Origin of the sequence: Tenacibaculum sp. SG-28 (assembly GCF_002954385.1) — a bacterium.
Lineage (GTDB): Bacteria > Bacteroidota > Bacteroidia > Flavobacteriales > Flavobacteriaceae > Polaribacter.
The window spans coordinates 295,534-316,564 of record NZ_MQVY01000003.1 but is presented as its reverse complement, the minus strand read 5'-3'; the positions used below and the strand labels follow the sequence as shown (position 1 = coordinate 316,564).

The 21,031-nt window shown below is 36.5% G+C and carries 15 protein-coding genes and 2 pseudogenes; 10 read left to right on the top strand and 7 right to left on the bottom strand.

The window, feature by feature from the left end:
- Window positions 1-308: 308 nt before the first annotated feature.
- From BSU00_RS09595 to metG, 4 genes and pseudogenes are all read right to left on the bottom strand, one after another.
- Entirely contained in the window at window positions 309-2,468 is a 2,160-nt protein-coding gene (locus tag BSU00_RS09595) for a Tex family protein (RefSeq protein WP_105004173.1), read from the bottom strand.
- Between the two features lie 51 nt (window positions 2,469-2,519).
- Window positions 2,520-3,173, bottom strand: coding sequence for a carboxypeptidase-like regulatory domain-containing protein (locus BSU00_RS09590; protein WP_105004172.1), 654 nt, complete (start codon window positions 3,171-3,173; stop codon window positions 2,520-2,522).
- Window positions 3,174-3,340: 167 nt separating this feature from the next.
- Window positions 3,341-4,242 (bottom strand): annotated as a pseudogene (locus BSU00_RS09585) (histone deacetylase).
- A pseudogene (gene metG, locus BSU00_RS09580) lies at window positions 4,236-6,303 on the bottom strand (methionine--tRNA ligase). Before metG ends, BSU00_RS09585 begins: the two co-directional pseudogenes overlap by 7 nt.
- 519 nt (window positions 6,304-6,822) lie before the next feature.
- On the opposite strand from metG, the gene BSU00_RS09575 reads away from it, so the two are divergent.
- Together BSU00_RS09575 and BSU00_RS09570 are read left to right on the top strand one after the other, a co-directional pair.
- Entirely contained in the window at window positions 6,823-7,740 is a 918-nt protein-coding gene (locus BSU00_RS09575) for an LD-carboxypeptidase (RefSeq protein ID WP_233188685.1), read from the top strand.
- A gap of 2 nt (window positions 7,741-7,742) precedes the next feature.
- Entirely contained in the window at window positions 7,743-8,102 is a 360-nt protein-coding gene (locus tag BSU00_RS09570; protein WP_105004170.1) for a YraN family protein, read from the top strand.
- A 60-nt stretch (window positions 8,103-8,162) separates the two neighbouring features.
- On the opposite strand, the gene BSU00_RS09565 is transcribed toward BSU00_RS09570, so the two are convergent.
- Window positions 8,163-9,536 (bottom strand): TlpA disulfide reductase family protein, encoded by a 1,374-nt coding sequence (locus BSU00_RS09565; RefSeq protein ID WP_105004169.1) that lies wholly within the window; start codon window positions 9,534-9,536, stop codon window positions 8,163-8,165.
- A gap of 164 nt (window positions 9,537-9,700) precedes the next feature.
- Entirely contained in the window at window positions 9,701-10,057 is a 357-nt protein-coding gene (locus BSU00_RS09560) for a hypothetical protein (RefSeq protein ID WP_105004168.1), read from the bottom strand.
- 200 nt (window positions 10,058-10,257) lie between these two features.
- Between BSU00_RS09560 and BSU00_RS09555 the strand changes: the two genes are divergently transcribed.
- Entirely contained in the window at window positions 10,258-10,767 is a 510-nt protein-coding gene (locus BSU00_RS09555; protein WP_105004167.1) for a CvpA family protein, read from the top strand.
- Between the two features lie 13 nt (window positions 10,768-10,780).
- On the opposite strand, the gene BSU00_RS09550 is transcribed toward BSU00_RS09555, so the two are convergent.
- A complete protein-coding gene (locus tag BSU00_RS09550) occupies window positions 10,781-11,143 on the bottom strand; it encodes an SPOR domain-containing protein (RefSeq protein ID WP_105004166.1) in 363 nt (120 codons plus the stop codon).
- Between the two features lie 213 nt (window positions 11,144-11,356).
- Between BSU00_RS09550 and BSU00_RS09545 the strand changes: the two genes are divergently transcribed.
- The 7 genes from BSU00_RS09545 to BSU00_RS09515 are packed head-to-tail and all read left to right on the top strand — an operon-like array spanning window position 11,357 to window position 21,030.
- A complete protein-coding gene (locus BSU00_RS09545; protein ID WP_105004165.1) occupies window positions 11,357-12,649 on the top strand; it encodes a c-type cytochrome in 1,293 nt (430 codons plus the stop codon).
- A gap of 31 nt (window positions 12,650-12,680) precedes the next feature.
- Window positions 12,681-15,899: a TAT-variant-translocated molybdopterin oxidoreductase gene (locus BSU00_RS09540; RefSeq protein ID WP_105004164.1), complete on the top strand. Its 3,219-nt coding sequence runs from the start codon at window positions 12,681-12,683 to the stop codon at window positions 15,897-15,899.
- Between the two features lie 24 nt (window positions 15,900-15,923).
- Window positions 15,924-17,324, top strand: a complete 1,401-nt coding sequence (nrfD, locus tag BSU00_RS09535; RefSeq protein WP_105004163.1) for an NrfD/PsrC family molybdoenzyme membrane anchor subunit — start codon at window positions 15,924-15,926, stop codon at window positions 17,322-17,324.
- A complete protein-coding gene (locus BSU00_RS09530; RefSeq protein WP_105004162.1) occupies window positions 17,314-17,838 on the top strand; it encodes a DUF3341 domain-containing protein in 525 nt (174 codons plus the stop codon). The genes nrfD and BSU00_RS09530 overlap by 11 nt, the downstream gene beginning before the upstream one ends.
- 13 nt (window positions 17,839-17,851) lie before the next feature.
- Window positions 17,852-18,397, top strand: coding sequence for a cytochrome c (locus BSU00_RS09525; protein WP_199176783.1), 546 nt, complete (start codon window positions 17,852-17,854; stop codon window positions 18,395-18,397).
- A gap of 24 nt (window positions 18,398-18,421) precedes the next feature.
- Window positions 18,422-19,987, top strand: coding sequence for a quinol:cytochrome C oxidoreductase (locus tag BSU00_RS09520; RefSeq protein WP_369820315.1), 1,566 nt, complete (start codon window positions 18,422-18,424; stop codon window positions 19,985-19,987).
- Between the two features lie 29 nt (window positions 19,988-20,016).
- A complete protein-coding gene (locus BSU00_RS09515; RefSeq protein WP_105004161.1) occupies window positions 20,017-21,030 on the top strand; it encodes a cytochrome c oxidase subunit II in 1,014 nt (337 codons plus the stop codon).
- Window position 21,031 lies beyond the last annotated feature (1 nt).

Below are 21,031 nucleotides of genomic sequence, written 5' to 3'. Positions count from 1 at the left end.
TGTACAAAAGCCTTAGCAGTTTTGTTAAGGCTTTTTTATTGCTGTATTGTCGATGTGCGTATGCTGTTTGTTTTTTATTAGGTTAGTTTTTTTGGCAGGGTACAGAAATAGCTAATGCCATTTTTATGATAGTCTTTTAGTAAATAAACCCTATCTCGATTATACATAACTGCACTATCAAAAGTATCTAGGTATGTTTGTTAGGCTTTTTCGTTATGGATTAACCACTGTACTTAAATCAGTTTTCAAAGAAAAATTAGTGATTAGCTCGGTGATTTGTAAACCAAAGAACCGAACACTAGGCCGAATTAAAAACGCATACTTAACTGAATTCGTTTTCTTTGTAAATCTACTTCCAAAACTTTTACAGTAACTTGTTGTTGTAATTTAACATGCTCGTTTACATCTTTTACAAACGTATTAGAGAGATTAGAGATGTGTACCAAACCACTTTCTTTTAGACCAATATCTACAAAGCATCCAAAATTTGTAATATTATTTATAATGCCTGGTAATTCCATGCCAATTTTCAAATCTTCTATTTTCTTGACCTCTTCGTTAAAACGAAATGCTTTTGCTTTTGCGCGTGGGTCGAGGCCAGGTTTTTCCAGTTCTTTAATAATATCTCGAAGTGTAGGAATTCCAAAAGTATCGGTTGTGTAGTTTTGTAGTTCGATACGGTCTAGAATTTCTTTATTCCTTATGATTTGATGTATGGTGTATCCATGATCTTTTGCCATTTTCTTAACCAATGCATAACATTCTGGATGGACCCCAGAATCGTCTAATGGATTTTCGCCATTTTTAATTCTTAAAAATCCGGCAGATTGTTCAAAGGCTTTTTCTCCTAAGCGAGGTACTTTTTTAATCTGTTTTTTGGAGGTAAATCCTCCGTTTTCGTCTCTGAATCGCACAATGTTTTCTGCTAATTTTGGTCCAACTCCGGAAACGTATTGCAACAGAGAAGCACTAGCGGTATTAATATTAACCCCCACTTTATTAACACAATGTGCCACAACATTGTCTAAAGCGTTTTTCAGTTTGGTTTGGTCAACATCATGCTGGTATTGCCCAACACCTATAGATTTTGCATCAATTTTAACAAGTTCGGCTAAGGGATCCGCCAACCTCCGCCCTATAGATATTGCCCCTCTAACAGTAATGTCTAAAGCCGGGAATTCTGCTCTAGCAATTGGAGAGGCAGAATATATTGATGCGCCAGCCTCACTCACTACAAACACCTCTATAGGAGAAGAAAAAGTAATTGCACGTATGAATTGTTCTGTTTCTCGCGATGCAGTTCCGTTTCCTATAGCGATCGCTTCTATTTGCTGTTTTTTTGTTACCTGTTTTAATAGGTATTCTGCTTCGAGTTTTTTATGGTGTGGGGCATGTGGGAAAACAGTATCGTGATACAGTATATTTCCTTGTTTATTCAAGCAAACTATTTTACAGCCAGTCCTGAATCCTGGGTCAATTGCCAAAATACGTTTTTCCCCCAGTGGAGCACCAAGCAAAAGTTGTTGTAAGTTTTTGGCAAATACTTTAATAGCATCCTCATCGGCTTTACTTTTTGTTGTTTGCAATGCCTCATTCGATAGGGAAGGGAAGAGCAGTCTTTTGTAGGCATCGTCTATGGCGAGTTGAACCTCTGCTGCCGAAGCATTATTTGCTCGAATAAGTTTGCGGTCTAGTTTTTCTAAAATCGGGACGTCATCAAGTACCACTTTAATTTTGAGGTATCCCTCTTTTTCCGCTCGTAATAGAGCCAATATTCTATGCGATGGAATACGACTTAAATTTTCCGACCAATCAAAATAATCTTTAAATCTTTGCGCACTGTCCTCTTTTGCTACTCTTGGTACCACTTTTGAGGTTATCGTAGCGAAACGGTACATGTCTTTCCGTACTATATTTCTAATGTCTGCTCTATCGTTGATCCATTCTGCGATAATATGGCGAGCTCCTTCAAGAGCCTTCTCTTTTGTAGTAACTTCCCCGTTTAAAAATCGATTCGCGGTGGCTTCCACAGTGTCGGTTTTTTGATGCATTAGTATTTTTGCGAGCGGTTCAAGACCATTTTTTCTAGCTACCTCTGCTTTCGTTTTTCGTTTTTTCTTAAAGGGTAGATACAAGTCTTCGACTTGCGTTATTGTTGCTGCTTTTAAAATTTTATGGCGAAGTTCTTCTCCTAGTAAGCCCTGTTCTTCAATAGCTTTAATAACGGTGTTTTTTCTTTTTTCTAAAGCCTCAAATTCCTCTTTAAGATTAGCAATTTGTGCAATAGTAACTTCGTCGAGATTGCCTGTTTTCTCTTTGCGATAACGCGCAATAAATGGAATGCTACAATCTTCGTTTAGTAGCGTTATGGTATTCTTTACGGCTTTTTCAGAAGCCGATATACGAGAGGAAATATAATGTATCAAAGTAGTTGCGTTAAGTCTGGCAAAAGTACTACAAAAGTACATGTTTGTATTGCTGGATATAAGAATTTAAAGCCTGTTTTTGCAGTGTGTTTTTTAGTTGCCTTTTTCTTTTATTAAGTAATTTTGATAGCTTTCTGTTTGTTTGAATTGAAACCAAACAGTTAGGATAAAAAAATGAATTTCTGTGATGTCGTTGGTATTGATGACGTTCTCTATTCCTTCTTCATCCACGAGGTATGATAAGTACATGCTAACAATCTCTTCCGAAATATTTAAGGTCTCTTTTAAATATTCGGAGTAGTTGTTTTTTAAATGGTCAAATCTTCTCGATTTAGTCTCGAGAACTAGCTGTTTTTTTAACTTTTTCGTCCTTCCGGATATAGCATTTATAATTGGGTCTAAAAAGCCATCTCTGGCGGTGAATAATCGCCGTTCTCCAACCGTAAGTTTTTTTGCGTTTTTTGGAATTAAACCAAGGGAAACTGCATCAATCTTTGGTCCGGTATAGAGCTCAACTTCCTCGAGTGATATTGTTTTTTCTTCCATAGAAATACGGTTTTTTTCTCCGATCATGCTTGTCGTAACTATTGCAGATAGATTTTTCATTCCCACGTGTGAAAAAAGTAAGGTGTCTCCTACAGTGGCTTGTATCGTAAAAATACCTGAAGTGTTCGATTTAGTTACTTTATTTTTAGCTTGGTTGATAATATGAACGTTTTCTAAAGGTATGTCCTCACTACTAATCATGCCACTTACAAGGCTACTTTGAGATTGCAGAGTAAAACATAAGAAAAAAAAGAAGCTAAAAGTAGATGTTTTTTGCATTTGTATTGGGATTGTTATGCCTCTATATCTCCATCTGAAAAGTTAGAATATTGTGTAGGGCATTTGTACCTAAGTTACCAAAAGCTAAGTTAGAAATAAATTTCTTGTGCTTGCCTAAACGTATTGGCGTGTGCTTCAATTATAAATTTAATGTCTTTAGAGTATCCGCCTCCCATACAACAAACTACCGGTATATTTTCATCCTTACACGTTTGCAGTACAAACCGATCTCGCTCTAGACATCCTTCTATACTAATGTTGAGTTTGCCGAGTTTATCACTTTTTAAAATATCTACCCCGCATTGGTAAAAAATAAAATCAGGTTCGTGAAATTTAAGGAGGTTTGGAAGGTGTTTTTTTAGGTTTGTAAGATACTCTTCGTCAGAAGTTCCATTTTCTAAAGCAATATCTAAGTCGGATGCTTCTTTGTGAAAGGGATAATTGTTTTTTCCGTGCATGGAAAAGGTAAAAATACTAGGATCATCTTCAAAAATTTTGCGGTTCCATTTCCTTGGTGCACATCAAGATCGACGATTAGTATTTTTTCTGCAAGATTTTTTTTCTGTAAATATCGAGCTGCTACCGCCTGGTCATTCAACATGCAAAACCCCTCTCCAGCATCTGCATAGGCGTGATGTGTTCCCCCAGCTATATTCATGGCGATACCGTATTCTAAGGCAAATTCTGCAGCTTTCATTGTGCCGTCGGCAATGATAACCTCTCTTGCTACCAATTGTTCTGTTAATGGAAAACCTATTCTTCGTTCCATTTTCTTGGATAGCGTAATATTTAAAAGATCAAAGAAATATTCTGGGGAATGTACTGTAAAAAAGTGTTTGTTATTAGGGATTTCAGGAGCAAAGAAATTTGCCGCAACACAGGTTCCCTCATGTAGAAGCTGTTGCGGCAATAAATCATACTTTGCCATTGGAAATCTGTGATTTACAGGCAAGGGATGGTTGTATATTTCGTGATGTGCTATTTTTAACAAACTGGTGTTCCGTTGCTTATTTTTTCTTTGGGTTCCATGAATGCCAATTTCCCATCGGGGGTATCGGTCATCAAAATCATTCCTTGACTTTCCACACCTTTTAATTTTCTGGGCGCTAAGTTACAAAGAACACTTACCTGCTGCCCTATGATATCCTTAGGGTTGAAACTCTCTGCTATTCCAGATACAATAGTTCTGGTATCGATGCCTACATCTACCGTAAGTTTTAAAAGCTTTTTAGTTTTGGCTATTTTTTCAGCAGCTGTAATCGTTCCAATACGAATATCCATTTTAGTGAATTCTTCAAAAGTAATTGGTTCTTTTTGTGGTTCTACTTGTTTATTAGCGCTTCATTTGCCTTTTTTGTAGCCTCTAGTTTATCGAGTTGTGCTTGCATCGTTGCATCTTCTATTTTAGAAAATAATAGTTCTGGTTTTCCTTTTTGTATCTCGTGATTAGGAGCTAATAGTATCTCTTTTGTGGAAACATCCTTCCAACTGTTCTCTGTTTCCCCCGAATTTGTATTAAGGATGTTTTTTAATTTAGCAGCAGTAAATGGTAAAAACGGTTCCGACAATACTGCTAAACCTGCTGCAATTTGTAATGCTACAAACATAACTGTTTTAACGCGTTCCTCATCCTGTTTAATAAGCTTCCAAGGCTCTTCATCTGCTAGGTATTTGTTTCCTAAACGCGCCAAATTCATCATTTCCTGAGAAGCCTCTCTAAAGCGATATCGTTCTATAGATTTTCCAATTACATTAGGAAACTCTTGCAGCTGTCTTAATGTTTCTTCATCAACGTCACTAAGCGTATTCGGTTCGGGTACAATACCCTCGTAATATTTATTGGTCAAAACCACAACACGGTTGATAAAATTCCCAAATACAGCTACTAATTCGTTGTTGTTTTTGGCTTGAAAGTCCTTCCAAGTAAAATCGTTGTCTTTATTTTCAGGAGCGTTAGCCGTTAATGTGTAGCGTAAAACATCTTGCTGGTTCGGGAAATCCTCCAAGTATTCATGCAGCCATACGGCCCAATTTTTAGAGGTAGATAACTTATTGCCTTCTAAATTTAAAAATTCGTTAGCAGGCACATTCTCCGGTAATATATAGTCTCCGTGCGCTTTCAACATAGCAGGGAAAATAATACAGTGAAATACGATATTATCTTTTCCGATAAAGTGTACTAATTTCGTGTCTTCTTTTTTCCAATAGTCTTCCCAGTTTTTACCTTCTCTCTCTGCCCATTCTTTGGTAGAAGATATATATCCTATGGGTGCATCAAACCAAACATACAATACTTTACCGTCTGCCCCTTCTACAGGAACAGGGATACCCCAGTCTAAATCTCTAGTAACTGCTCTTGGCCTTAACCCGTCATCAATCCAAGATTTTACCTGCCCCAATACATTTGGTTTCCAGTCGTTTTTATGCCCTTCTAAAATCCACTGGCGTAAGAAATCTTCATGTTTATCTAATGGTAAAAACCAGTGTTTTGTTTCTTTTAATGTTGGAACGTTACCAGTAATAGCAGATTTTGGATTAATCAAATCGGTAGCATTATGGCTCGTACCACACTTTTCACATTGATCGCCATAGCTCTCTTCATTGCCACATTTTGGGCAAGTGCCAATAACAAAGCGATCGGCTAGATATTGATTTGCCTCTGCATCGTATAACTGCTCTGTAACCTCTTCAATAAACTCTCCATCGTTGTACAATTTTAAAAAGAAGTCTGATGCGGTTTTATGATGCACAGGAGCAGAAGTACGAGAGTAATTATCAAAAGAAATACCAAAGTCGTGAAATGAGTTTTTGATGATGGTATGGTATTTATCAATAATATCCTGTGGTGAAACCCCTTCTTTCTTTGCTCGCATGGGAATAGCCACACCGTGTTCGTCAGAACCACATATATAGCTACATCTTTGCCTATTGCTCGTAAAAATCGAGCATAGATATCGCCAGGAACATAAACACCTGCAAGGTGTCCGATATGAATCGGTCCGTTTGTGTATGGAAGTGCAGCGGTTATGGTATATCTCTTTGGTGCGTTCATGTGTACTTATAATTTGTAGGCGCAAAAATACTCAAAAAAACACGACAATAAACAGTTTTACAATATTCCTAAAAAATAGATTGTTTAGAATGGTTTTAAATAATATTATTTTCCTACTTTTGTAATGTTACAATTAATCGCAGTTCTTTTTTATTGCAAAACAATCTATGGAGCTTTGCTTAGTATACATCTTTTCATCAATATTATACCGTAAAGCATTTCCTGTTTTCTTGTAAAAAGAACTTGATTTTATGTGTTTTTAAACGTCTATTAACTTCATTTATAGACTTTGTTTCTGTGTATATTTGTAAAGGCCTTCTTATGGAGGGCCTTTTTTTGAACCTTTAATTTTAAGGCATTTTTACTGTGAGATACCTTTAAAAATCATCGGGTAATTTATTTGTATTTCAACTTCTTTTAGTAACTTCCACCAAAGATTATTTTACAAGCAATATGAAACCACTATTTTTATGGGTAGTTTGTACGATGTTTATCAACATGCATGCTCAACATTCATCTATGAAATTAAAAACACCTACCTATTTACAAGAAGGAGATACAATCGCAATTGTAGCTCCTGCAGGAATTTTAAAAAATAGAAAAGCTGTAATTGATACCGCAAGACAACTCGCAGAAAGCTGGGGCTTAATTGTTGTTTATGGTAAAAATGTGTTTCGGCAAGACCATCATTTTGCAGGTTCTGACGCAGAGCGTGCAGCCGATTTTCAGGAAGCTTTAGATAATCCAAGTATCAAAGCTATCTGGTGTGCTCGCGGTGGATATGGTTCGGTTAGAATTATTGACAAACTAGATTTTTCCAAATTCTTAGAGCAGCCAAAATGGATTATAGGATATTCTGATGTTACCGTATTTCATAATCACATTCATAATTTAGGAGTAGAAACTTTACATGCAATGATGGCAACGAGTATGCAAGATAAACCAGCGCACATCGAGAGGACAATCTCTTCCTTACGCAACACACTTTTTGGGGAAGAATTACGATATTCTATTCCTGCAAATCCAAATAATGTTAATGGAGAGGTAACAGGACAACTCGTAGGAGGTAATATTGCAATATTAGCTTCCATGCTTGGTTCTAAAAGTCAAATCCATACCGAAAATAAAATTTTATTCATTGAAGAAATAGGAGAGTATAAGTATGCCATAGACCGAATGTTGCAAAGCTTGAAACGTGCTGGCTATTTTTCTAATGTAAAAGGAGTTGTAGTCGGAGGTATGACTAAAATCAAAAAGAATTCTACGCCTTGGGGAAGTTCTATAGAGCAACTTATCAAAGATATCCTACCGGAGGGCCTGCCTGTTATGTTTCATTTTCCAGCGGGTCATGATTCTGATAATAGAGCGTTGCTTTTTGGTAGAGAAGCTCGTATGGTTATCAATGCAGATACTGCTTCCCTAACTTTTTCAGAATAACAATGGCAGCGCATACGGAACTCGGTAAAGAAGGGGAAGATATTGCAATGAATTATCTTGTAGAAAAGGGGTATCATATAGTGGAGCGAAATTACAGATATCGAAAAGCAGAAGTAGATATCATTGCCGTAAAAGGAAGTATTCTTGTCGCTGTGGAAGTAAAGATGCGCTCTTCCACATACTTTGGGTCTCCGGAAGAATTTGTTACCTCTAAAAAAATACAACTATTGGTAAAGGCAATGCATCATTATGTCGTTATAAATAATTTGGACTTCGAAGTTCGTTTTGATATTGTTGCTATTGTTCGGGATAAGGAAGCATATTCTGTAAAGCACCTTGAGGATGCGTTTTTGTTTTTTTAATTCTACAAAAAAAACCACTGTCAAATAACAGTGGTTCTATGTATTAAAATTGCAGTGAAACTATATGTTGTTAAAGTATTTTTTCACATCTTCAATTGTATTTGGAATCGCTACAATCTTTTTATTTTTATCAAGCACAAAATAGGTTGGGGTAGCGTCAATTTTATATTTTTTTACTACCTCATTATCAAATTTATACTCTGGATGTGTACCAAGAACATTGTGCCACCCAGGAAGATTTTCTTTGAAAGCGTTAAACTTTACATCGTCATTTTCTATGGCAAAAGAAACAACGGAAGTATTCGTGTTATTTTTCAGGAAGTTGTGAACTTCAGGAATTTCCTTTACACAATGCGGACATCCTGTACTCCAGAAAATCATTAAGTAGTTATTACCGTCGTTTAACGTGGAAAGTGAGAATTCGTTGCCATCTTCACTCCAAGTAAAATCTGGTGCATTACGTCCAACAGAGACACTCAGTTCCTCCATCTTTTTGGTTTTAAATTCAGGATCCTTTTTAGGTAATGCATCGTAGTATTCGCTAAATAACCAATCTACAATTTCTGAGTTTCTCTTTTCAGTGAAAGATGTAGCTAAAAACTCAATCGCTTCTTTTTTAAATTCTTTATCGTCTAATTCCTCCATCACTTTAGCGATAGACTTTTTATATAAACCTTGTTGCGTTACTTGATCTTCGGAATAATTTAAATACAAAACAAAATCGTTTATTCTATCAATTAAAAAAGACGAGTTGTATAAATCTTTGTTATCAAAATCAATATTTTTGAAAAAATTATTAACAGAAAAGTCGAGGTATTCCTGATAATCTTCAATAGGACTAGAAGGATTATAGCGTTTTGAAGCTTTGATAAAACTATTTACAAGCATGCCTTCTGTCTTCTGCTCGTATCCCTCTTGTATCTCTTCCAAATATTTATAATCTTTCTTGTATTTTTTCTTTAAATCTTTAGATGGATTTTTAATGTATTCCATCTGATTAGCATCTATTTCTTTCTGCGTTTTATTGTATTCCTCTGTGTATTCTCCATAGATTTTATTTTCTCGAGAACGCGTGAATACGATCGATTCTTCTGGGTATTTTGGATTAAAAATAAACTCAATATTTTCTTTGTTAAAAAGAAAATCGACATAGCCAGTACCCGAATTTTTATAGGTAGCTCTATACATTCCTGCGGGAGCATTTTTCGGTAACTGGAACGCAAATTGCCCTATTACCTGCCTGCTCGTTCCAACGCTTACGGTATCAAACTGTATTGTTGTGTTGAGAATGTATCGCGGTTTAATACCCTGTAATTTATGCACCATCACCCAATCCGATTTTTCCGGGGGCGTCATCGTTCCTTTAATGGTGTATTGTGCATGTGTTATAGTGGCGAATAAAACGAATAAAATTAAAATACCTTTTTTCATCATTATAATTGTTATGTAGGTTTAAAAGAAGCTTTAGTGCCTTGTGATTATTTTGTATTCATATTGCTTTTACAACATTTGAATTTATTATAATCATTCAGTAAATATATAATAGTTTCCCTGAAAAGCAAACGTATTTATTTTAAATCTCAATCACTTTTGTTTTTTTAAGAAACATAACCCATCCCCTCAAAATAATTAACTATTGCTTCTTTTATTAATACAGACTGCTCTCCTGGTTTTAGTGTTGGTAAATTTTCTACCGTTTTGTAGTGTGGCCAACCGTCGGCATCAAAGTAATCAAATTCATAGTAGCCATAAGGTTCTAGTAGTTTACATATGGCAATGTGCATTAGGTTTATTTTTTCATCTTTCTTAAAAGTTTGATGGCCTTTTCCAAGCTCTTGTACACCTATTAAATAGATCACGCCGTCTATGTCTAGGGGATCTCCATCTGCAAATTGATCCGATAAACGATGCACAATTATTTCCCATTTTTCTTTTAAAGTGTACTCTTTTTTCATGCTTGCAAATATACAACCGTAGTTGTTAAATGAGCCTGGAATTATTTGGAATATTAAATTAGTCGCTTTTAATTTTTAAAAATCCAATCCTGCAATACCAGTAAATATTTACCTTTGTATTGGATTTTCTCGGTTGTATTTGTAGTGAATTATCGTGATCTTTTTGTACTTTGGTCAAGATTAATCGACGATTTATGTTTATGACTACTTTTGATATTGTAATTGCTGTCTTGTTGCTTTTTGGTTTTGTAAGGGGTTTGTTAAAGGGACTTTTTGTAGAAGTTGCCTCTCTAGTTGCTTTAATTGCAGGGGTATATGGAGCAATACACTTTTCTTACTTTATTGGGGATTGGCTACAGGATAGTGTTAGTTGGGATGAAAAGTATGTGTCTTTAGCTGCCTTTGCAGGCACTTTCATTCTTATTGTGATTGCCATTTCATTGTTAGGAAAGGTGTTAACTAAGCTTGCAAATTTTGCGGCTTTAGGTATTTTAAATACTATTTTAGGAGGTGTTTTCGGAACTCTAAAAATAGGTCTTATCGTAAGTGTAGTGTTTATTTTTTTTGACAAGATTAACAGTACAATTCCTTTTGTAGAAAAAGAAAAACTAGAAGAATCTATACTTTATACGCCAGTAAAAAAAATTGCACCGACTATCTTTCCTTCCATCATAAAAGACATAGAAAAGGAAAAAGAGGAAATTCTATAATATCACTTAAAATTTAAATCGGAATTACGATACATCCAGCAAATTTTTTTTTGAAAATATTTAATGCCCTGTCCGCCTCAAGTCTTGTTTTATAATACCCAACTTGTGTTTTCCATTCGGGCTGTTTATAGATGAGGTGTGTTTCGATATTACCATAGGTAACTTGGAACCTTTTTCGAATGCTTTTTGCTTTGGTTTCTAAACCGTTATACAATTGTATTCTAAACCCAATTTTGTGTTCTTTGTTAAAGCTTCTTTTTTTCTCAATGAGCTTGGTTACCTCTTCATTATCATCTAGTTGTGATTGCCCATTTACTGCAAAGCTATTGAGTAATAGTACCGATAAAAAAAATATAAAATAAAATTTGTTGCTCATGGTAATTTAATCTTTTTACAAAGGTAACGACTTGTTACGGAATTGATTGTTTTAACAATTTATTTAGAATTAATATAAATTACAATTTAGGATTCTCTTTGCATTTCACAATTTAGTTATAAATAGTACTTTTGTGCAACTTTCTGACCCCTGCAATTAAGGTGCTCCGGGGAGGATAGTGCCAAATATAGATACAGAAATATAGTTAATAGTATGAAAAGTGTGAATCATCACAGTAAATTACCGCAAAGTCTCCTCAAGAGCCTTGTCTTTTCTTTAGTCTTTTTATTTAGCTTTTCGACTTTTTCACAAGAGGTGGATGAAGCGCGTCAAAAAGAGGGTAAAAAATTATTCAAAAGTCTATGTGCTTCGTGTCATAAATTAGACAAAAAATTAGTAGGTCCGCCTTTGCAAGGAGTAGAGGAAAAATATGAGAATGATTGGTTGAAAAAATGGATTCGTAACAACGCACAGCTTATCGCATCTGGTGATGCTTTAGCTGTTGAAGCGGGGGCTTATTCTCCTACAGCGATGACTGCCTTTCCGCAATTGACAGATAAAAATATCGATGATATTCTTTACTATACTACTGTAGGTGATCCAAAACCTAAAGCGGTTGCTGGAGTTCCTGGGGTAGTAGCGAAAGCTCCTGCAGATCAAGCTCCAGAATGGCTGATTTACATTTTAGCTGCAGCAATTATAGTAGCGTTTTTCATTATTGCTAGTTTACTTAAAACAGTTAGTGAGTTAAAAGGTGCTCCAAAAACACCAGGCTTACTAGGGCAATCTGCCGAGTTATGGCAAGGTATAAAGCAAAATACCTTCTTGCATGTTATGTTTGCAATATTTGGTGCACTTATGTCGGCATATGTGTTGTTCGGTACCCTGTTTAAAGTAGGGGTAGATCAAGGTTATCAACCAGTGCAACCAATTGCTTTCTCGCACAAGGTGCATGCAGGGGAGAATAAAATAGATTGTCAATACTGTCACTCAGCGGCTAAGCACAGTAAGCATTCTGGTATTCCTTCGGTGAATATTTGTATGAATTGTCACGCGAATATTGCAGAAGTAGCAGATGGGTTGCAAGTAGAGTATGACGATCAGATTCTTCAGAAAAAACAATTAGATAAAGAAATTGCAAAAATATACAAGGCAGCAGGATGGGATCCAGAAAAAATGGAGTACACCGGTAATACAATGCCTGTAAAATGGATACGAATTCACAACTTGCCTGATTTTGTCTATTTCAACCACTCGCAGCACGTAACTGTTGCAGGGGTGAAATGTCAGAAATGTCATGGACCTGTGGAAGAAATGGACGAGTTGTACCAACACTCTCCATTAACTATGGGTTGGTGTATCGATTGTCATAAAGAAACTAATGTAGATTTAAAAGGAAACGAGTACTATGCTAAAATTCATGAGGAATTAGCCAAGAAGTACGGTGTAGAGCAAGTGACAATTGCACAATTAGGAGGAAAAGAATGTGGTAAGTGCCACTATTAATCAATTAGAAAGTACAAAAACACGTATATAAATGGCTTCAGACAAAAAATACTGGCAAAGTGTTGAAGAACTTAAAGGTAGTTCTATTGTTGAAACGCTGCGTAATAATGAGTTTGTTCAGGATATTCCCACAGATGAGTTTTTAGGTGATAAAGAAACATTAGAATCATCATCAACTACGCGTAGAGATTTCTTAAAGTACGTTGGATTTACTACAGCAGCTGCATCTTTAGCAGCTTGTGAGGGTCCGGTTAGAAAATCAATTCCGTATGTAGTGCAACCTAACGATATCGTAGTAGGTGTTGCAGATTGGTACGCAACCACTATGGCAGACGGTTTTGATTTTGCAAATGTATTGGTAAAAACTAGAGAAGGTCGTCCTATTTTAGTGATGCCTAATAAAGAAGCAGGTGCAGATATCAATGCAAGAACTGTTGCTTCTATATTATCGCTTTACGACGACAAATTAAGATTGAAACAGCCTTTAAAAGGAGAGTCTTTCTTAAGTTGGTCGAATGCAGATAAAGAAATTGGTGCAAAATTATCGGAACTTAAAGAAGCAAATGCTCCTGTGGTTCTATTAACAGGAACCTTAGCGAGTCCTTCTACTGAAAAAGTTATCGCCGATTTTATTGCAGCCTATCCAAATGTTAAGCACGTTGTGTACGATGCCGTTTCAGAGCAAGGTGCATTAGATGCTTTTCAAGCGATGTACGGTAAACGAGCCCTTCCTAATTACGACTTTAGCCAAGCAAAAGTTATCGCCTCTTTTGGAGCAGATTTTCTTGCCGATTGGCACGGTGGTTTTGAGAAGAGTTATGTAGAAGGAAGAAAGGTAGACTCTGGAAAGATGTCGTACCATGTGCAAGTAGAAAGTAATATGTCATTAACTGGAGCAAATGCCGATAAGAGAGTGGTAGCAAAACCATCAGATCAGGTATATGCTTTAGTTAATTTATACAATCAAATCACAGGTAGTAGTTTGCCATCAAAAGCTACACCGGTAGATGCAGAGATTAAAGAGCTCGCCAAAACATTACGCAAGGCAGGTTCTAAAGGAGTTGTGGTAACTGGTATTAATGATAAGAATGCACAGTTAGTAGCTTTAGCAATCAATGCTGCATTACAAAGTGATGTCATTAATGTTGCAAAACCAATATACACAAGACAAGGAAACGATACTGAAGTTGCAAATTTAGTTGCAGATATGACTTCAGGAAAGATAGCTGGATTGATTTCTTACAATGTTGATCCTGTGTATTCATTGCCGAATGCAAGCGCATTTAAGGCAGCAGTACAAAAATTAAAACTTTCGGTTGCTTTAACTACGCAAAATAACGAAACCGCAAGTGTTTGTGAATATGCCTTACCTACGCCACATTACCTAGAATCTTGGGGCGATGTTCGTATGGAAGAAGGCATCTACAGTTTAACGCAACCAACGATACAGCCATTGTTTGATACTCGTCAATTACAAGACACCTTGTTAATGTGGTCTGGTAGCGATGTTTCTTATTACGATATGCTTAAGGATTTTTGGGTGACCAATGTGTTAAACGGAAGTTCTTGGAACCAAGCACTACACGATGGTGTATTTAAAAGTTTGGTTAGCACAACTACAGCAGACAACGAGTTTGTTTCTTCCGTAGACCTTAACCAAGCAGCTGCGCAATTAATGGCAGTTACTAAGCCTTCTAAATACGAGTTAAATTTATATACCTCTACCGGTTTAGGAGATGGTAAACAAGCCAACAACCCTTGGTTACAAGAACTACCAGACCCAATTACACGTGCTTCTTGGGATAACTATTTAACCATGTCTATGGCCGATGCCAAAGAATTAGGCTTTGATAACCCAGTAAAAGATAATGGTGCAATTGATGGTAACTATGCCAAAGTAACTGTTAATGGTGTTACTCTTGAAAACATCCCAGTTCTTATTCAACCTGGGCAGGCAAAAGGTTCTTTTGGTATTGCCTTAGGATATGGTAGAACACACGGTATGAAAGAAGAGATGCAAGTAGGAGTTAACGCGTATCCTTTTTATGCTAACGGAAGCAATGTACAGTACAATGTAGCTATCGAAAAAACCAGCGGATGGCATAAGTTTGCTTGTATGCAGGTGCAGAGTACCCTTGCAGGTCGTCACGATATTTTGAAGGAAGCCACGTTAAAAGACGTTAACAATAAAAACCTCGACCCAAAACATACTTGGAACAAGCCTTTTATGGTTTCTTACGATCACCAAGAGACAGAAGGTAGTACCATAGATTTATGGGACGAACACGATCGTAGTTTAGGACACCATTTCAAATTATCTATAGATTTAACCTCATGTACCGGTTGTGGTGCTTGTGTGGTTGCTTGTCATGCGGAGAACAACGTTCCTGTTGTTGGAAAAGACGAAATGCGTGTTGGTAGAGATATGCACTGGTTGCGTATCGATCGTTATTATTCATCACGAGTGCAGGGAGATAAATCTACAGAAGATTTTAAAGCAGAGTACAAAGCGAAACTCGTTGAGAAGTATACAAAATTAAAACCAGAGGCCTCTAAGGAAGAAGTAGTTGCAATGGCTGCCAAAGAACTTGGTAAAATTGCAGACCAAGAATTAGAGCGAAAATATACAGAAGACGTTTTAGGATTAAGCAAAGGTGATTTGTTCGATGCTTTAGAAAATTCGGCAGAGAACCCACAAGTAGCTTTCCAGCCGATGATGTGTCAGCATTGTAATCATGCACCTTGTGAGACCGTTTGTCCTGTTGGTGCAACGTCACATGGTCGTCAGGGTCAAAATCAAATGGCTTACAACCGTTGTGTAGGAACTCGTTATTGTGCAAACAACTGTCCTTATAGAGTTCGAAGATTCAACTGGTTTAATTATGCAAATAATGAAGAGTTTGATTTCAATATGAACAACGACTACGGAAAAATGGTGTTAAACCCAGACGTAGTAGTTCGTTCGCGTGGAGTAATGGAAAAGTGTTCATTCTGTATCCAGTCTACGCAAGAAGTTATTTTAAGAGCTAAAAGAGAAGGTAGAAAAGTTAAAACAGAAGAGTTTAACGATGCATGTGCATGTTCTGCTGCATGTTCTTCTGGTGCTATGGTATTTGGAGATGTAAATAACCCAGAAGATCCAGTTACTCCTTTAGTAGAAGATAAAAGAGCTTTCCACGTGTTAGATTACATTGGTACCAAACCAAACGTAGTTTACCAAGTGAAAGTTAGAAATACAAATGAAGCTTAATTAAAAATATAAGAAAAACAGTTTATGTCGTCACATTACGAATCATCTTATAGAGAGCCGTTAATATTGGGAAGCAAAAGTTACCACGATATTACGGAAGATATTGCAAGACCTATCGAAGGGAAAGCAAACAAAAATTGGTACATGGCCTTTTACATCGCCTTAGCTGCAATGCTATGGGGTTTTGGTTGTATATTTTATACAGTTGGAACAGGTATTGGTGTTTGGGGATTAAATAAAAACATCGGATGGGCTTGGGATATTACCAACTTCGTATGGTGGGTAGGTATCGGTCACGCCGGTACGCTTATCTCTGCGGTACTTTTATTATTCCGTCAGAAATGGAGAATGGCTATTAACCGTTCTGCGGAAGCAATGACAATATTCGCCGTTTTTCAGGCTGGTTTATTCCCAATTATTCACATGGGACGTCCTTGGAACGGATTTTGGGTATTACCAATACCAAACCAGTACGGATCTTTGTGGGTTAACTTTAACTCGCCACTTTTATGGGATGTATTTGCCATTTCTACCTATTTGTCAGTTTCTTTAGTTTTCTGGTGGACAGGATTACTACCTGATTTTGCAACTATTAGAGATAGAGCTGTAAAGCCGTTTCAGAAAAAGATTTATGCGTTATTATCTTTTGGATGGTCTGGACGTGCTAAAGACTGGCAGCGTTTCGAAGAAGTATCTTTAGTATTGGCCGGTTTAGCTACACCACTTGTACTTTCGGTACACACTATTGTATCCATGGACTTCGCTACATCGGTAAACCCGGGTTGGCACTCTACAATTTTCCCTCCTTATTTCGTAGCAGGGGCAATTTTTTCTGGATTCGCCATGGTTCAAACACTTTTAGGAATCATGCGTAAGGTTACGAATATGGAAGCCTACATTACAAGAATGCATGTAGAGTATATGAATATTGTAATCATCCTTACCGGTGGTATTGTGGCTGTTGCTTACGCAACGGAATTCTTTATCGCATGGTATACTGGTTCGCCATATGAAAATTATACGTATTTATCTTTTGGAGCAGAAGCTGGTGCTTATGGATGGGCTTTCTGGTCGTTAATGATTTTTAATATTATCATCCCACAAATATTATGGATAAAGAAATTTAGAAGAAGTTTTGTAATTTCTTTCTTAGTTTCTATTGCAATTAATATAGGAATGTGGTTTGAGCGTTTTGATATTATTGCCATTGTATTGAGTAAAGGGCAACTGCCTTCAACGTGGTGGCGTTTCGAACCTACCTTTGTAGATGTGGGTATTTTTATCGGAACAATTGGTTTCTTCTTTGTTTTATTTTTACTATATGCAAGAACATTCCCAGTTATTCCAACTGCGGAGGTGAAAACAATTTTGAAATCTTCAGGAGAAAACTTTAAAAAATTAAGAGAGGAGAACAATGAGCACTAATAAAGTAATTCACGCGTTATACAATGATGATGATGTCTTAATGGATGCCGTTAAGAAAGTTAAAGAAGCACATCATCATATCGAGGAGGTTTTTTGCCCATTTCCAGTACATGGTTTAGACAAAGCTTTAGGTTTAGCTCCTACAAGACTTGCTATTACCGCCTTTTTATATGGTATTACGGGAACTTCAGTAGCTATATGGCTTACTTGGTATACCATGATAGCAGATTGGCCACAAGATATTGGAGGTAAACCTAGTTTTTCATGGTTAGCCAATATGCCGGCTTTTATTCCAATTGTATTTGAATTAACTGTTTTTTTCGCGGCGCACCTTATGGTAATTACTTTCTATATGCGAAGTAGAATTTGGCCATTTAAGGAAGCCGAAAATCCAGATCCTCGTACTACCGATGATCACTTTTTAATGGAAATACCAGTGGAAGGAAATGAGGAAGACTTGAAGGCTTTGTTAGAAGCAACAGGTGCAGTAGAAATTAACGTAGTAGAAAAGTAGTAATAGAAAGAATATGAAAACTTTTAAAATAATTTTTTCTTTAATAATCATTGCGAGTATTATTTCTTGTGGTGATAAACGAAAGCCACAAGTACAGTACATGCCGGATATGTATGAGTCTGTTTCTTATGATGCCAACGGACCTATCTCAGCCGGAGGGAAAGTTGTAAATAGAAAACCAGTTGCAGGTACGGTTAGTAGAAGCGGTATCGTTGCTTATGATATTCCTAATACTGTAGAAGGTTATGAATTAGCAAAAGCGGAGTTGAAAAACCCTTATGCAGTAACAGAAGAAAATCTAGCAAAAGGAAAAGAGCTATATACCATTTATTGTATTTCTTGCCACGGTAAAAAAGGTGATGGTAATGGCGTACTTTCCCAAAGAGAAAAGTTTGAAGGTATACCGAATTATAAAGATAGAGATTTAGTTGCAGGTAACATTTATCACGTAATTATGCACGGTAAGAACCTGATGGGATCGCATTCTTCGCAGCTTTCTTACAAAGAAAGATGGCAAGTTGTGCAATACGTTGAAAAATTAAGAAGCGAATTAAAGTAATTCTAAAATAGATAGTCTAAAGATATGTATCAATTTAAAGGTAAATTAAAATTATTAGCAATTGCTTTAATGGTTTTAGGATTATTAGGAACTGTTTATAATTTTTATACAGCTCCTAAAACGTTAGATGAAGCAAAACAAATTATAGCTGCACAACACAGTGCACATGAAGGAGAGCATCATGGAGCTTCTCATGGCGGTGATACGGAAGCCCACCACGTAGCTTCTGGTGATAGCGTCCATACTTCAAGCACTACAGAACACACTGACAAACATGCAAAAGATAGTTTGCATGCCAGTTCGTTAGGAGATAATCTTCATACCATTGATTCTGTACATGCTGCCAATGGCATAGCCGTATTACCTGCACAAATAAATAAGGAGAATACATCTCACGGTACCGATACTGCACACACTGGTGGTCATGATGATGCACATGCAGAGCACGTGTTCCATCAAATGCAAAACAGACCGTGGTCTGCTTTTTATGTAGCTATGTTATTCTCTCTAGGAGTTACCCTATTGGTATTAGCATTTTATGCAGCGCAACGAGTTGCTCAAGCAGGTTGGTCTATAGCAGTCTTTAGAGTAATGGAAGCGATTACCAACAACATGCATTATGTTAGTGTTTTAATGATTGTCTTCATTGTATTAACAGTAATGCACATGAATCACGTATTCCCTTGGATGGCTGAAGGTACTTTTGATCCGCAAAGCGCTAACTATGACCCAATTGTTGATGGTAAAAGTTGGTGGATGAATGTTCCTGGTTGGGCTATTAGAAGTATTTTTTATATCGTAGGTTGGAATGTGTTCCGATTTATATTACGAAGAATGTCTACACAACAAGATAATGGTGACCTAAAATTACACAAGCGTTTATACAATGTTAGTGTTGGTTTTATCGTATTTTTCATGATTACAGAATCAATGATGTCGTGGGACTGGATAATGGGTATTGATCCGCACTGGTTTTCTACCTTATTTGGGTGGTACGTTCTAGCAACCTTTATGGTTTCTGCTTTAACTGTTATTGCTTTTGTTACTATTTATTTACGTTCTAAAGGAGCCTTACCTTTTGTGAATGATAGTCATATTCACGATTTGGCTAAATTTATGTTTGGGTTCTCTGTATTTTGGACGTACTTATGGTTTGCACAGTTTATGTTAATTTGGTATGCAGACATGCCGGAAGAAACTACCTATTTTGTGCAACGTTTTGAAGAGTATAAAGTTCCTTTTCTTGCCATGGTAGCAATGAATTTTGCTTTCCCTGTTTTGTTGTTAATCAACAGTGATTTTAAAAGTATTCCTTGGATGGTAGTTTTGGGTGGAATTGTAATCTTAGTAGGTCATTACATAGACTTATTTGTTATGATCATGCCAGGTACCGTTGGAGGACAGTGGGGATTTGGAATTGGAGAACTTAGTGGTATTCTATTCTTTGTTGGATTGTTTATCTACGCAACGTTTTCTGCATTTGCGAAAGCAAATCCGCTTCCAAAAGGAAATCCTTCTTGCATGAAAGTGAAACACACCATTACTACAATATCGAACACAGGGGAGAAAATAGTAATCATCATTAATTAAATTTAATATAATAAAATAGTTAAGAGAATATGCTCGCTTTATTTTACATTTTTATAGCAATTGCAATAGGAGTTAGTTTTTGGCAAATAACTCGTATTATGAATTTCCGTTCGGTAATTGCCTCGGATAAAGACAACGATACACAGGGTAAAATTGCCTTAGGATTTTTGGTTTTTTTGTATGCAATGATGATTTATTGTTTAATAGCAATGAATGTTATTATGCTTCCTGAAGCTGCTTCAACAGAAGGGACGCACGACGATACCTTGTTTAACATTACCTTTTGGTTAATCGGTATTGTACAGTTTGCCATGCAATTTTTAATCTTTTACTTTTCGTACAAATACAGAGGGAATAAAAATAAAAAAGCACTTTTTTATGCCGATAGTCATAAACTAGAATTATTATGGACTTCTATACCTGCCGTGACGATTGTATTGTTAATTGGTTACGGATTATGGGCTTGGAATAACATTATGTATGTTGGTGATGATGAAAATCCTATTGTTATTGAAGTATATTCGCAACAATTTAGATGGGATGCTCGTTACGCTGGTTCTGATAATCAATTGGGTCTTGGAAACGTTAATTTCATTGATATTAACAAGAATAATACCATGGGGGTAGACATGTCAGACCCTAGTGCACAAGACGACATACAAGTTACCGAATTATACCTTCCAAAAGGGAAAAAGATACTTTTTAACTTTCGTTCGCAAGATGTATTACACTCTGCTTACATGCCACACTTTAGAGCTCAGATGAATTGTGTTCCTGGTATGGTAACACAGTTTGCTTTCACACCGAAGTACACGACAGAAGAAATGCGTCAAAACGAAGAAGTTAAAGCGAAAACAAAAGGAATAAATAAAATTCGAACAGCAAAGGGCGAAGATCCTTACGAATTTGATTACTTATTATTATGTAATAAAATTTGTGGTGCTTCTCACTATAATATGCAAATGAAAATCACTGTGGTTGAGGAAGATGAGTACAACAAATGGTTGGCCGAACAACAAACCTTAGCGCAGAGAATACAATAAG

Bases quoted from the DNA above. Each gene is read 5' to 3' on its own strand.
- BSU00_RS09520 (WP_369820315.1), top strand. From the start codon at position 18,422: ATGTATCAATTTAAAGGTAAATTAAAATTATTAGCAATTGCTTTAATG.
- BSU00_RS09560 (WP_105004168.1), bottom strand. From the start codon at position 10,057: ATGAAAAAAGAGTACACTTTAAAAGAAAAATGGGAAATAATTGTGCAT.
- BSU00_RS09525 (WP_199176783.1), top strand. From the start codon at position 17,852: ATGAAAACTTTTAAAATAATTTTTTCTTTAATAATCATTGCGAGTATT.
- BSU00_RS09515 (WP_105004161.1), top strand. From the start codon at position 20,017: ATGCTCGCTTTATTTTACATTTTTATAGCAATTGCAATAGGAGTTAGT.
- BSU00_RS09575 (WP_233188685.1), top strand. From the start codon at position 6,823: ATGAAATTAAAAACACCTACCTATTTACAAGAAGGAGATACAATCGCA.
- BSU00_RS09565 (WP_105004169.1), bottom strand. From the start codon at position 9,536: ATGATGAAAAAAGGTATTTTAATTTTATTCGTTTTATTCGCCACTATA.
- BSU00_RS09570 (WP_105004170.1), top strand. From the start codon at position 7,743: ATGGCAGCGCATACGGAACTCGGTAAAGAAGGGGAAGATATTGCAATG.
- BSU00_RS09550 (WP_105004166.1), bottom strand. From the start codon at position 11,143: ATGAGCAACAAATTTTATTTTATATTTTTTTTATCGGTACTATTACTC.
- nrfD (WP_105004163.1), top strand. From the start codon at position 15,924: ATGTCGTCACATTACGAATCATCTTATAGAGAGCCGTTAATATTGGGA.
- BSU00_RS09540 (WP_105004164.1), top strand. From the start codon at position 12,681: ATGGCTTCAGACAAAAAATACTGGCAAAGTGTTGAAGAACTTAAAGGT.
- BSU00_RS09595 (WP_105004173.1), bottom strand. From the start codon at position 2,468: ATGTACTTTTGTAGTACTTTTGCCAGACTTAACGCAACTACTTTGATA.
- BSU00_RS09530 (WP_105004162.1), top strand. From the start codon at position 17,314: ATGAGCACTAATAAAGTAATTCACGCGTTATACAATGATGATGATGTC.
- BSU00_RS09555 (WP_105004167.1), top strand. From the start codon at position 10,258: ATGACTACTTTTGATATTGTAATTGCTGTCTTGTTGCTTTTTGGTTTT.
- BSU00_RS09590 (WP_105004172.1), bottom strand. From the start codon at position 3,173: ATGATTAGTAGTGAGGACATACCTTTAGAAAACGTTCATATTATCAAC.
- BSU00_RS09545 (WP_105004165.1), top strand. From the start codon at position 11,357: ATGAAAAGTGTGAATCATCACAGTAAATTACCGCAAAGTCTCCTCAAG.